This window comes from Mucilaginibacter sp. Mucisp73 (assembly GCF_059491465.1).
Genome location: NZ_CP168507.1, coordinates 991,236 through 1,004,799, shown reverse-complemented (window position 1 = coordinate 1,004,799; position 13,564 = coordinate 991,236). Strand labels below are relative to the sequence as shown.

Sequence of the window (13,564 nt, the reverse complement as noted above, 5' to 3'; positions counted from 1 at the left end):
GGTTATTTAGCGGTCAACTGCTGTGCAAGTGCGTATTCCTGTTGAAAGGGCAAGCCCAATTGGGCAACCATATCCGGGATGCCAAGTGCCCAGCTAACATAAAAGTAAGCAATCATTTGATATCCGCTGAACAATTTGCCTTTAAGAGAGGCGACTGTGTAGTTTTTACCTTTCGGATCAATGCCGCCCCGCCCCAACATGGCAATTTCAAATGCGGTTTCCTTAACTTTATCAAGCGGCTGACCGGAAAAATATTCGATTGCGCCAACCATGTAAATACAAACAGCCATATTGATATCCGCTGTCGAGTGCGACTCAATGAACTGCCTCATTTTTTGCTCCTCTTCAGGATCAATATTGGTTAAACCCAAAGGATCGCGTTCTATTTGCTCCAGCACCGATTCCGGTGATCTGGGATTCCGGTATTCGGATTCGGATACTAACGCAAAATAACGGTCAAGCTTCAGGTCCTCGCCCCAATGCTGAACGAGCTCATATTCTTCACCAGGTGCCTTGTCATTGCGGTATTCCCCAAACTCCTCGTAGAACGTTTTTGCCTGATCTAATTCTGCTTTTGTCGGTTTATAATCGCCGGTCAGATCGACTTTGTAAAGCGACTTCAGGTGGAGCGCATTGATGATATTAAATATTTTAGAAACAGATAAAATACCCTGTTCCATGTTCTTAACGATCTCTGGTTTCGTCACGGCTTCGATGCTCTCCTGGGCCAGGGCAAGGAGAGACAGGAACTGAAAAGGGCGGAATGAGGGATACCGGCTATAAATCAAATCCTCGATAAAAAGATCGGCAGGAGCGTTAAAGTTTTGACGGTTAATACCATCGAACAGCGCTGTAAAAAATGTACTGATACTTTTTTCAGGCACGCCCTGTTTCTTTAGCCGCTGTGCTTCCCTTTCTAACGAACGAAAGAACGCCGCCTTATGCTGTTCTTTTGCAGTGTAAAGCATATTTACTCCGGCTGCCCTCGCATCCTCTGCTAACTCCAAGTGGACAAGCTCATGGAGCATCAAATGTTCTACGGCAGGATATTCCGGCTTGTATTTTACAAGGTGATAATCTCGCGCATGATTTTCCGCAAACTCTATTTTAGCAGCCGTCGGTATACTGCTATCGGCTTCTATTTTTATGGCCTTGCCATATTTACCATAGAGTTCTGAAGCATACCTGTCAACAATGCCTTTGCCGTCAATAGTCTTTGTCAGCTTTTGTGCTGCTTCTATCGCCAGCCCGAAACTGTTGCCGTACAGGGCATCTTTATTTCTATTTTTTTCAATAGCTATAATGGCGCGGTCAAAGGCGGTTTGATAATCCCCCAGCATATCTGCTGAAAGTGCCAGCGCATATTGGGTATTCGGGTAATCGCTGTTGATCGCTATTGCCCGTTTGAAATAGTTTGCCGCTTCTTTTGCTTTGCCATGCTGCATCAGGTTTGCCCCGATGTTATTCAGTGCAATGTGATCGTCGGGATTGACCTTAAGAACCTCGTCATAGTATTTCAGGGCGGTGTCTATATCATCTTTATACTTTGCAAAGATGTTACCCATCATCAACAGACCATACTCATTTTTGGGGTTCCAGCGAAGCGCGTCGATCAGGGCATTGATGGCAGCTTCCTGGTCGCCTTCTTCCGACAAAATCTGGCCCAGAATCCGATGATATTCGGAAACCTGGGGGGCCTCCGCGATCAGCTGTGTTACATCCTTTTTTGCCTGTTTGAACTGCCCGCGCTCGCATAGCGCAACCACCTTGTCATAGCGATCCTTTTGTTGTTCTATTAAATGGGTATTAATCTCGACGATGAGGTTACCTCCAACGATGGTCACCTTCGGCTCAAAGGCACCCACAGTGTAATAACGTTTTGCAGCTTCAACCAGCTTATCGTCATTGCCCTCAGCTTCCGGAAACAGATCATATAAAAGGCTTTCGAGGGAATGTATTATTGTCATATAGGGTCTTAAAATTTTTAGCTGGTCACGAAATCCTTCTTCACTTTCCGGATCAGGTTTCGAGGTTCAAAGTTACGAATTTTACGGGTTGGAAGGTTGGGTGAATCCTGAAAACTGAAATGCCGGGCGCAGGGTACCAAAAGCGCCCGGCAGAGCTTACCAGCCCAGTTTTTTCGAGAATGATTTAATCTCCTTGATACTTATTTTATGGCATCCTACCTTGATGTGATGTTTGTTGATTTCGGTGACCTGATAGCGTTCCATCAACATCATATTGCAATGATCGCAGCCACCTTTCGCTATGGTTTCTAAAATCAGGTTATAGAAGTTTTTGGCGATCTCTGCCGGAATCTCTACCCGTTGCGAGGTTTCCACCCGGTTTGCTGTTTTATTGAACCTTAAAAAGTCATAACTGCCATAAATTTTAATGGTGTTAATTTTGAAGGCGCGCCATTCCTTCAGTCGTATTTTCAATAACCGTAAACGTTCCTGGTGCTCTTTTTCTTCCTGGAGGCGTCTGCGTTCAGCTTCTTTTTTTAGCACCTCGGTGTACTGTGCATTATCCTTTATTTCGCCGGCTGCCAAAAGGTATTCAGGAATCTCACAGGTGAAAAAAGCTGCGTAGGCTTTCACTTCATGAATGACCTGTTCGATGAGAAAAACGTATTTTTCAGGTTTACGCGCATTTGCGAGTTTATCAGCGATATGCCGGATTTCGGTATACCATTTTTCAAAGAGGTCGGCGCGGCTCTCATCGGGATCTGGTACCAATAGTTGTTTAATGTGCCGGGCTGCCGATTTTACGATATTGATCTGTCCATTGGTGGTGTTGCTGTAGGTGCGTTTGGTCATTAGTATAGCGCGTACTCCTTCAGCGTTTTCAACGTGCCTGGCGATCATGAAGTGCGAGCCATAGGAAAAAATACCACGGGCGTTGAAATAAAGGTTACCGGTTGGGGTGCGGGCGTGATCCTGTTCCTGATTTGCCCAAAGATGCGCAACTGTGTGCTTGTCGACTACTGTTTTCATTTTCTTAATTTTAATTTGAAAATTTGTTTGCTTTTTCTTTTGCCAGTGCCCCCCTGTTTTAATGGAGAAGCGGGAGAAAAGAAAGCACTAAACAGTGAGCGGCATCAGCCAAAAGGAAACGGAATAAGTCCCGGAGGGTGAATACGGGAGGAATGAGCGGATTCATTATGCCGTAGTCTTTTGGCAGGCTGAGAAAAGATAAATCCGGGAACGAACTTAGCTGCGCTTTTGTCCCGTTTCGATTAAATACTGCGCAAAAGGCAAAAGCAAAACATTCATTTCAGTTAAAAATTTTCGTCGATAAGTACGCAAATGCGTAATTTCAGCGAGTAAACTTATCACCTGATGGCTGAACCTATTGAACGGATCCATGAAAAGGTATTTGACCTGCTCATGAAGCATCACCGTAACGATGAACATTTTCTATTTACATTGCGCCAGATCAACCGCAATGGGCGGCTCGACAAAGGCTATTGGTTCCTTGGTGACGATTATTACGTGGCTATATCCTTTTGGCGCGGCCGGGACTGGATCACCAAAATGCCAAATATCGCCTTTGCGATCAATGTTAACGGAACAACCACCCTGGAATTCAATTCGAAGGATGTAGCCAACAGGATCGATTTTTTTAACCCCAGTTTGTTATCGCGCATAGGGGCATTCCAAATAGCTGAAAACTCACATTACCGAAAAGTTTATTCTGAGTTCAAGGACGATTACCTGGCGTCATTGGAGTCATTTCTGAAAAACGACAAGCAAATTATCGATGAAGCGGTGGGCACAGATTCAGTTTTTAACAAGGCGGCATTACAATACACCGATGCAATCGAGTTTTTATATCCCGGTGATTTCAATAATTGGGTGAAGAGCATTCGGTCATACCAGAAAAAAAGAGTTGAAAAAGCTAAAACAACCGGGTATTTAAGGAATTTTTCGATCAAAAAATTCGGCCCGATCAGCGATGTTGAGATCAGCGGTATACCGCCTGGTTGTAAATGGATTTTTTTAACGGGAGAAAATGGCGCGGGGAAAACAACGGTTTTGAAAGCGCTTGCCACTGCGCTATGCAACAATAATGACGGGGGCGATGAAGTTGCCGCGGGTGTGGGTGACTTTGAAGTAAGCATCGGAGTTGACAACCCAAACAGGATTGACACTTATGTCGTAAGGTCAGGAGAAAAATTCAAGGACAAAAAACCAATACCAAAGGGGCTGGCGATCTACGGGCCGGTGAGGTTGCTAACTCAGGGAAGCCTCGGGGAGCATTTTAGCCGGTCGGATGAAGAAAAGATTAGCAGGAAATTAACGTTTGGCCTATTTCATGCAATAGGCATTTTACGAGATATAAGCGGTTCTTATGCTTTTAATGTCAAGCCAAAGCATTACGAAGATACCTTGCACACCTTTATAGAAAATTTGGAACTGAATCTGCCTCTGATCATGCCCAATGTATTCCGGGTAAAAATTGATGTGCTGGAACGCGGTAACAGGATATTATATTACCAGGGGACTGAAAGAAGTGGTGTGGACACACAGGGAACACCATTTGAACATCTGCCTTCGGGCACTAAAAATTTCGCGGCGCTTATCCTCGATCTTTTGATCCGGTTTAACGAGCAACAAAACTATATTTATGATCCTTCAAACTTTAACGGCATCGTACTGATCGATGAAATCGACCTTCATCTTCATCCTAAAATGCAGCGTGAAATCGTAATACAGCTGGCCGAGACTTTTCCTAATATCCAATTCATTGTAACGACACACAGTCCTATTCCGATGCTTGGCGCGCCCAAGGATTCTGTGTTCATCAATTTATACCGCGATGATTTGGATATTATCAGAGCCCAAAAGCTAGATGTCGATATTACCAATATCCTGCCGAATGCTATCCTCACCTCTCCCATTTTTGGATTTGATGAGATTATCAATGAACATCATGATCGTACCGAACGCTTAACTACGGAGGATAATTATGATGATGCTGTGTTTTACCGCATTTTGGAAAGAAAGATAAGGGAACGCTCACTTAACCCGGAGGAAGAGGCGTGATCCATTTACCATTAAAAGACAAGCTTGCACTTCCTGCCCGGCTTGAGGAACCCGGAGCATTGCGGCAAATAAAAAGAGCCGTAGACCAAGCAGACGGAGGAATTTACACTGCCAGCTATTATCCTGCCCCACAGATAACTGCGTTACTACGCGCATACTCCATTCATAAGGCCGTTTTATCTCCCGGCGATACACCAAAATGCAACTACTGCGAGTCCTATGCAGAAAAGGTCACTACGCTGCAGGTTGAACACTTCCGGCCAAAGGCAAAAGTAGATGAAGCGGATAACAACGGTGTTGCGCTGCCTGGCTATTACTGGCTCGGACTGGAATGGACGAACTTGTTATTGACCTGTCCAAAATGTAATGGAAAATCTGCGAAAGGGAACCGATTCCCTATCCGTGGTGTTCGGGCAGTACCCATACAACCGATCACAGTTTTACTCAAAAAGCTTAAGCTTGATCGTACCGGCTGTTATGCGGATGAAAACCCTTTATTGGCGGAGGAGCCTATTTTGTTAAATCCGGAAATCGATCATCCGGAAGATTATCTAACTTTCGACAACCTGGGGAACATCTTTGGGCATGGGGATGACGCGGAGCGCGGAGAAGTCAGTAAAGACATATATCAGCTGAATAGGGATGCATTGCTTGCTGCGCGTGCGGACATCTGGAACGATTTCAAAAACGAAGTACTCCTTGATATTGGGGGACATACAATGGGTGATCTCAACGACGCGGGACTTCGATTTAGTTTTAAGAAAACTTGCCGCAAAATGATTAAAAGGAAATTGCCCTCGGAAGAGTATACGCTGTGGGGAAGATATATCAATGATCATATCGAAGATTTTATCGAAGAGGTAATTGTCGACGACGCTTACCGGGATCGCTTCAGGGAAGCATACCAGGAAGTTTTAGCAGAACAGCAACAGGCACCGGTTGCGGTCAACGCCTAATCACCTTAAAACAGGCTGAGTTGAAACGTGGCAGCTTGCGCTTTGCCGATGTCGTACAACGTAGCGTTTATAACCGGTTGTTTGTAGTTGCTGCGGTCGTTATGATTCAGCTTGTCTGTCATCAGTGACTTCAGATCATTCAACCCCGCTAAAAATGCCCTGTCACGGCTATTAAACTGTTTGCCATATACAGATAAATGATACCCTCCACCTGCCAGGCCGAAACTATAATCCATGGCATAGGTCCATATTTGATTCAAACCCCGGCCAAGATAGAGCGTGCTGTGTTCGGCGTAATGATGCGGATTACCGAATACAATATCTTCCTTGTCGAGAAACTCAGGTCTTTTCAGCCAACCATATTGGTCAAAAGCAATTTCGTCAAAGCCAAATTCCTGTTGCTTTCGATAAGCATGCAGGTTCATCATGATATGTCTTAGCGAATTGCCGAACTGGTTGCACCATTCTAGTTTGTCCATATCGGAACGTTCGATAGCATCCGCTACCTCCTTTAAAATTTCGGCCTCATGTTTAGCCAAGTGATTGTCGCGGATGTAATCAGCTACTATATCCTTTGATCCGACAGTTAATTTGAAAGTTTCCATAAGCTCAGCATTTGTTTTTATTGCTGAATAAATGAAGCCTGATACCTGTCAAGGGCGACGTTTCGGCGTTTTATATACCCTTGACTGGTTTTAAGGCTGATCAAGCTTTGCATATAAAAACAAATGCCGGGCGACTGGAATGAAAGAAAGTGATCAATAGATTCTGCCCCGTTAAGGATAGCAGCGGCATCCTGCGTATGCAGATACAGCGGATAGCCTGGGCCGAAGGCAACAGCCTAAAAACTGAGTGAACCGTTTAGCCATGTATGCATCATAAACTTTTCATTAGCAATCATTTGATTCATAAAAATTTGTTACTTTAGATCACTATAAACCTATCTCCATATATCTAAAATGTCCGAATTAGAAGAATTCCTCAGCTCTCAAAAAGATAAAATTGAAAAATTGTTAAACGGCTGGTATACTCCGAACGATCCACAACGCGTGACGAAAGAACTGGAAATCAGAAAGTGGCTCAGTAATCCGGAGTTTAACACTCATAACGACGGTATTTGCGTTTACGAAGATGCGTTCTTCCTGCTTTCAAAAATTGAATATATCACAGACTCGGAAATTGATGATCATATAAAAGTGGTTTCAAGAGCCTTGAAAGGTCATTTGCGAGATTTCGGCATCGAAAAAAAGGACATTATTTTCCGTTCACTGAATGACTCCATACCAAACGGCGTTAGCTCATACCTGAAACGATTTTCTGAAATCATGCATCTCGATGAACGTCAGATACCACAAAGTGGTCTTGGCGATGTGGTCAACAAAAGGCCCAAAGCAATCGTTTTTGTCGACGATCTTGTTGGGAGCAGCGCTAATATTCAAACATTCGCTGCGGCACATGACAGGGAATTGAAATCATGTGAAAAGAAAAAAATTAAGTTATTCCATCTATCTTTTTTTTGCTTTAACGATAACATACCCTTGTTAAAAAACATTTTTCATAAAGTAGAAACTTCAAGGATGTTAACTAATGCAAATAAGGCATTCGAGGAGGAAAATCCCATTTTTCGGAAGGACGAGGCAGCCCGCCTGAGAATCAAAAAGTGGTGCAGGGCGCTAGGAGAAGATTTATATTCCAAAGGCCCATTGGGTTACGGTGATAACCAATTACTGATTGTTTTCCGGACCAATACCCCCAAAAATACGCTCCCGATCTTTTGGGCGGGTATAGCAAGCGAGAGTGAAGACCAGGCTGCTAAGAGATGGAACCCTGTTTTTCCACGAGATAAAAGCGCCTATACAAATAAGGAAGAAATACCGAAAGAAGGGCATGAATATATTTTTACAACAAGTGGAGAGCCAGTGGAGGACGGGAAGGTAAAAGTCTTTTTAAATCTCGGCCATTATATCAGCGCGATCAACGTTATCCTTAACGGCCGTCGGTTTGAGGGAATTCACCTTGAAGATAAACTGCAAATCATTGAGATTGAGCAGAAGGCCGGATTGTTAGAATCTGCCCGTAATCATATTGATTTAATGCTTGATCACCCTGATCTCCACAAAATAGATGCGACGTATCTTGCCGAAATTCATCTACTGGATTTAAAAATATCCTGTCAGGAAAACAGATTTGAAGATGTTATTGAAAAGCACCAATCCGTGATTAGTCTGATCGATGATAATTTAAAGGCAAAACGTAAGTGTTCTGTTTATCATAGAACGGGTGTTTCTTATGCGATAGACAGAGATGTACAAAACACTCAAGAATGCCTCAAAAATTCCTTAAAGATATCTAAAGAGCAAAACCTTACACATTCGAACATTACCTGCCGGATGTACTCCAGCCTGATAAAAGGCTTTGTAGGGATTGAGACCGATATTCCAGATCCGATTGAGGAAGTCATTAAGTGCGGTGAAGAGTATTTCAATAACGAAGAAAACAAAGACCTTTGGAAATATAATATCCTAAAATCATCGCTACAATGCCTCTTCGCCGAAGCTTGCTTATTGCTTTATCAGGGGAAAGAGGAGGCGGGGTTTTTGCGATTAACAGCGGCAAACTTATTTGCGTATTATATTAAGTCAGATCCGAAATCAGAGGGCTATGCAGAATTGCTTGCCTTACTTCCAGATAACGAAAATGTTGATAAGGAATTGATTACGTTGGCTATGCATTCGGATATCAATAGTCACAATGAGTTTCAGAAAAACGCTAAAAGGGTGGTCTCTAATCTTTTGTCGTTAAGGCCTTTGCTTGACAAGATAGGCACTAATACAACGTATGAGGATTGGCGAAAACTTCGCGAATTCTTCGATGACCCCAGCCTGTATTCGATCCAATATTTCAGGAGACATTAAAGTATGAAATACATAGACCCACAATATAGCCTGGCAGATTTTTTTTACTTGCTCAACCAACATGGGGTCAATTATGTGGTGCTTCGCTGGGCCGAGAGCATGGCTAAGCTGGCCACGGAGAAAGACATCGACCTACTGGTTGCAGACAATGATATTCCCTATGTTATGGGGCTGCTGGTCAAAGAAAATTTACCCGGCAGCAAACAGGTCGACCTGTATAGCACGGGAGGCCTTTACGGATCAAGTTTTAGAAGATTGCCGTATTATCCCCGGCACCTGGCAGAGCAAATCCTAAGCAATAAGCTTAAAATTGAGAATTTATATTTTGTGCCCTCGCTTCGGGATCAGTTCTTCAGCTTTATTTTTCACGTTGTTTTCCATAAAGCAGAGAAATCCGGTTTAGCAGTCGATACAAATGATGTTGCCAATTCAAACAAATCGGGCCGTTATATCTCCGAAATCAACAGGCTGTCCATGTTATCCGGACAGGCCGTGCCGGCAGCGCTTTATTTAACCAATCTTATTCAGTTGCTGAGGGATAATGACTGGTTTCCATCGATTGCCTGGCTAAGAAGAATCGGCCTTGATAACAGTCCCTTTTTACTATCCTTGTATCCGATCCATCATGCGAAGTCGGCTACTACCCTATTTATTTTGCGCGATGCAGCTGCACGCAGCGAAATACACGAGCAATTGTTATCACTGTTCCGCCAAAAAAACATCCGGGTAGTTAATTACCGCCTACTCGATAGGCGGCAAAGGAATATTGCAGTCGGGTTCATTCGCGGTGGAAAGTGGGACCATTTGCCCGGTCAGTTATGGGGCGGAGAACCTTACGCAGCCTATGTACTGACCGACGAGGCACCGGTGGAACCCGATTTGGAACTGCGAAAAACGTATCCTTTCCTGACCAACCAAAATTTTCTCGACTTGAAACTCGATGCAAGGCAGCTGATAGAAAACATACTTGGCGTTGACCGCATCAATTGCCTGCACAGCGCCGATGATAACCTGGAGGCGATAGAATACACGTTAAAACTTTTTCCGCAACTCAAGGACCAAATTTGTCAACCCGATTTTTCCTACCCGGCAACACTGCCTGTTGTTTTAAAGCGCTACCCTTCAAAATCCGGCCGATCTTCGGTCGAGTTGGTGCAATTAAAAGACCGAAATGCCGTTTGCAAAATTTTTACGCCCGGCAGCGAACGGTATTTCAGGCGGGAGCTTTACGCTTACCATATTTTAGCGAAAACCGTAGATTTTGTGCCGCAGCTGCTTTACTATACGAGTGATAGTATTTACACCGAATACGTCGATCATGATCCCGGGAGTCAGGACAGCCTATTGCAGAAGAGGCTATATGATGTGGCGATCATTGCACATCAACTATGGGAACACGGCGTGGCTCACCTGGATCTGCATCCGGGAAACCTTATTGTCGCTAAGAGCGGAAAACTTTTTCTTGTTGATTATGAGTTCCTGTACAATTATGAAGAAAGGCCAGTTTCTGTTTTTGACTCTTATGATGTTACAGGAATTGTTGAGTCAGCTGCCTGGGGTATCAAAGGAAAACATCCTGCAGAATTTATCAGCGACCAGTGGCTTGCGCTTACCGGATTCACCCTTACGGACATCTTAGCTATGTACTTACCCCTACCTGTGGAGGCATGAGAGTTATTTTATCCCCCCATCGCAGCCCCTATTTCGGGCAGGATTTCACAATCAAGCATTTAGTGAAGTCTATGGGGCTGATCCCTGTTTACCTCAAAGGGGACAGCTATGATTTTAGCGGCATTGATCCCGGCAAAGTCAGCCTGATCATATCGAGGTATCCCGACCATGAGGCCGATGTTCGAGTTATGGAAACCTATGGCGACTATATACCGGTAGCTATCCACCTTCATCTCCGGTTTGATTTTTTAAATGCAGATCAAAGAAAGAAACTCAGGAGAGCAGTTTCGCTGGCTTCCGCGCACTTTACGAACTGCAATATGCTGGCAGAGGAGTACTCAAGGATATTCCCGGACTATGACTGGGTTTGTGTAAACAACGGTATCGACCCTTCGATTTTTTATCCTGCGAGTAAGTGCGAAAGGAACCTTTTCAGACTTCAAAATGGTATTGCGCCCGGTAAGATATTAATCTGCTATTGCGGGAGATTAAACCAGGCGAAGGGGCTGCAATTACTAGAGGAACTGTTAAAGTTTGTCGCTGGTTCGGACAACTATTTCCTGATCGTTCAAACGCTTTATCACGAGAAATATGCCGCAACGATCAGCAGGCTGAGAAAAACTTATAAAAATTTCTCAATTTATTTGGGTCAGGACATTAAAGTCGTGCGCTATGCCGACCTGCACGTCAGTACCTCGCTCAGCGAAACTACTTCCCTGGTTACGCTGGAAGCTTTATTTTCGGGGATTCCCGTAGTCTGCACAGATGTAACCGCGTTTTATGACGAACTGGAAATGGGATTCGCGTCATTTCCTTATTTCACAAGAATACCGGTCTGTCCTGTCAACGTGGAAAATTCCGGGAAGGGCGGCCTGTGCATTGATGAGAGCGCACTACCAAACCTGAAAACTGAATTTATCAAGGGAATAACCCATACGCTGGTGTTAACTGGTAACCAAAGACAAGCTTTGTCTCTAAATCTACTTCATTCAAAATTTAACATGAAAAACATGATACCATATTTGTCGCTCGTTTACGGGCAAGCTGAAAGAGCCCCTTCACACTTTGTACTTGCGTAGCTGAATCATTTACCCTCGTTGTGATCTTTTTCAACCGTAATTCTTAATGTTTCGGAAAGACAGGGCTTGCTTTGCAGATACGCGGCGCGCTGCGGGCCGCTATAATTCTGGTTAAGCCAGGTTTTGATATCAGCCCGCTCAAGTATAGCAGGCATCCGATCGTGAATTTCAGCCATGGCGCGGTTTGGCGGCATGGTAATCATAGCGAAGGTGGGCAATAAGACATTAGTTTTTATGTCGATCCAAACATCCCACAGCCCGGCGATGTAGAAAGGTTTACCGTCAACGCGCTCAATGCGATAGGTGCGTTCCTGTTCTTTATTGTACTCAAAAAATGCCTGAATCCGGATCACGCAGTGCTTCTTGCCGAGGAGGTTCCGCCAAATACCCACGTTGTGCAGATTTTCAATACGTGCATGCTTATGTTTACTATGTATCTTATCATCTTCCAAGGTGAGCAATCCCCAGCGGAACTGCTGCACCTTATCCGGGATCGCATCCGTTACTACCGGAAGCATGGAACCCGGGTTACCGGAAATGTTCGGTTTTGGGGTAAATTTATGGCCGTCCCGGCCTGTGATGACGATGTCTTTCTGTTCGCCTACTAATACTCTTCCGCACATAATCAAAGATTAACGCACAAAAATACTAATTATTTTAGTAAATTGAAATTGACCTGGTATATCCAAGTGTAGCTAAAGGCTTCCGGCAGAACGAATAGCTATCTTTGCCGCCAGTTTAAACAACTTTGCAGTATTAATTCAATTATGAATGATCAACTTTTCGATTTATTGACCCCTGAAAATATCCTTTCTTATTCGGAAGCGTGTATCGATATGTGTGATAGCCTGATTGACCTGCAAAAAAATGGGTATCGCAACCTGGTTATCCCGAGCCGCGGCGTTTATCCTTTTTATTACCACAGTAATTCTGTTTATTACGCTTTAAGATCATCATTTATCGACTATCATCAATTTGCGAGGCAGCAAAAGGTCTGGCTTTTGCCATTTACATCGGATTGGGGGGATGCCCAAATCGACACCTCTTCGTTTCAAAGCAGGCGATTCTGGGTTAAGATATTGCATGACGTACTGAACAGGCAGCCGAGTCCTTTTACCTATTATTATCAGGGCGTGGCTAAACTTCTCGGTCGCAGGTACGCTATTAATACTGATAATGCGTTGCCGTCCGCTGATTTTTTAGACAATATTCAGGCAGGATTTATTTTCATGGACACCGTGGTCTCCGGCCGGGCGATCACGGAAATCATCAGTTCCTTCCAGGAATTTAACCTTACCAATTATTTTTTGATCCTGATAATGGATGAAGCAGGCGCCAAACTCGAACCGGAGTACTCGGCTGCGATTTACAGGGAACAAGCAGCGGGCAGAGCTAAACTGATATTCGTCAAAAAGATTTTTACCGAAGATGCGTCGCCCCTGCTGAATTCCGGCATCAGCAGCATCGTTTTCCCGTCTTTGATGGAAGATGCGTTGAACCAGGTGGCGGAGTTTAAGCATAATAATTTAACAGGAGGCGGCCTTTGGTTTATCAACGCTGTAACTCATCTCTACGGAACAGAGCTTAATGGGATCAAGGGCATAGGTCTTCAGCTTGTGGAGCAGGGTATAAGATATCATTTGCGGGATGATACCGATCATTTTGATGAGCGGATAAACGATCACGTGCAGGTCATGCATGATTCAGCTAAAACAATCAATCTGTTCGATGAGCAAAGCACCAGGCAAATTTTTGAAAGCAGGTTACCGGAAAAGCTACTTTCCTACGATTCAATCGATGTATCGTCTTCACATGTCCTGCGCATAAATCTTCCAGGCACGTACCGGCAGAGCTTTTTAAAGATAGTAAACAAGAAAAAATATAACTGACAATCT

At 44.1% G+C, this 13,564-nt stretch carries 10 protein-coding genes; 6 read left to right on the top strand and 4 right to left on the bottom strand.

The window, feature by feature from the left end:
* Positions 1 to 2: 2 nt before the first annotated feature.
* Both ACEN82_RS04560 and ACEN82_RS04555 read right to left on the bottom strand, forming a co-directional pair.
* Positions 3 to 1,967 (bottom strand): tetratricopeptide repeat protein, encoded by a 1,965-nt coding sequence (locus ACEN82_RS04560; protein ID WP_413318050.1) that lies wholly within the window; start codon positions 1,965 to 1,967, stop codon positions 3 to 5.
* A 156-nt stretch (positions 1,968 to 2,123) separates the two neighbouring features.
* Positions 2,124 to 2,996 carry a hypothetical protein gene (locus ACEN82_RS04555; protein WP_413318048.1) on the bottom strand — a complete coding sequence of 291 codons (873 nt, stop codon included), beginning with the start codon at positions 2,994 to 2,996 and terminating at the stop codon, positions 2,124 to 2,126.
* 345 nt (positions 2,997 to 3,341) lie between these two features.
* On the opposite strand from ACEN82_RS04555, the gene ACEN82_RS04550 reads away from it, so the two are divergent.
* Together ACEN82_RS04550 and ACEN82_RS04545 are read left to right on the top strand one after the other, a co-directional pair.
* Positions 3,342 to 5,048, top strand: a complete 1,707-nt coding sequence (locus tag ACEN82_RS04550; protein ID WP_413318046.1) for an AAA family ATPase — start codon at positions 3,342 to 3,344, stop codon at positions 5,046 to 5,048.
* Positions 5,045 to 6,004, top strand: a complete 960-nt coding sequence (locus tag ACEN82_RS04545) for a hypothetical protein (protein ID WP_413318044.1) — start codon at positions 5,045 to 5,047, stop codon at positions 6,002 to 6,004. Before ACEN82_RS04550 ends, ACEN82_RS04545 begins: the two co-directional genes overlap by 4 nt.
* 5 nt (positions 6,005 to 6,009) lie before the next feature.
* On the opposite strand, the gene ACEN82_RS04540 is transcribed toward ACEN82_RS04545, so the two are convergent.
* Positions 6,010 to 6,609, bottom strand: coding sequence for a hypothetical protein (locus ACEN82_RS04540; protein ID WP_413318042.1), 600 nt, complete (start codon positions 6,607 to 6,609; stop codon positions 6,010 to 6,012).
* Positions 6,610 to 6,963: 354 nt separating this feature from the next.
* Here ACEN82_RS04540 and ACEN82_RS04535 point away from each other — a divergent pair, with 354 nt between their 5' ends.
* The 3 genes from ACEN82_RS04535 to ACEN82_RS04525 are packed head-to-tail and all read left to right on the top strand — an operon-like array spanning position 6,964 to position 11,669.
* Positions 6,964 to 8,919 (top strand): phosphoribosyltransferase-like protein, encoded by a 1,956-nt coding sequence (locus ACEN82_RS04535; RefSeq protein ID WP_413318040.1) that lies wholly within the window; start codon positions 6,964 to 6,966, stop codon positions 8,917 to 8,919.
* A gap of 3 nt (positions 8,920 to 8,922) precedes the next feature.
* Entirely contained in the window at positions 8,923 to 10,590 is a 1,668-nt protein-coding gene (locus ACEN82_RS04530) for an AarF/UbiB family protein (RefSeq protein ID WP_413318038.1), read from the top strand.
* Complete coding sequence (locus ACEN82_RS04525; protein WP_413318036.1) at positions 10,587 to 11,669, top strand: glycosyltransferase family 4 protein; 1,083 nt, start codon at positions 10,587 to 10,589, stop codon at positions 11,667 to 11,669. The genes ACEN82_RS04530 and ACEN82_RS04525 overlap by 4 nt, the downstream gene beginning before the upstream one ends.
* A 5-nt stretch (positions 11,670 to 11,674) precedes the next feature.
* Here ACEN82_RS04525 and ACEN82_RS04520 read toward each other — a convergent pair whose 3' ends face one another.
* Positions 11,675 to 12,292 carry an SOS response-associated peptidase gene (locus tag ACEN82_RS04520; RefSeq protein WP_413318034.1) on the bottom strand — a complete coding sequence of 206 codons (618 nt, stop codon included), beginning with the start codon at positions 12,290 to 12,292 and terminating at the stop codon, positions 11,675 to 11,677.
* 144 nt (positions 12,293 to 12,436) lie between these two features.
* On the opposite strand from ACEN82_RS04520, the gene ACEN82_RS04515 reads away from it, so the two are divergent.
* The gene (locus ACEN82_RS04515) at positions 12,437 to 13,558 is read left to right on the top strand and encodes a hypothetical protein (RefSeq protein WP_413318032.1); all 1,122 of its coding nucleotides are present in this window, start codon (positions 12,437 to 12,439) and stop codon (positions 13,556 to 13,558) included.
* Positions 13,559 to 13,564 lie beyond the last annotated feature (6 nt).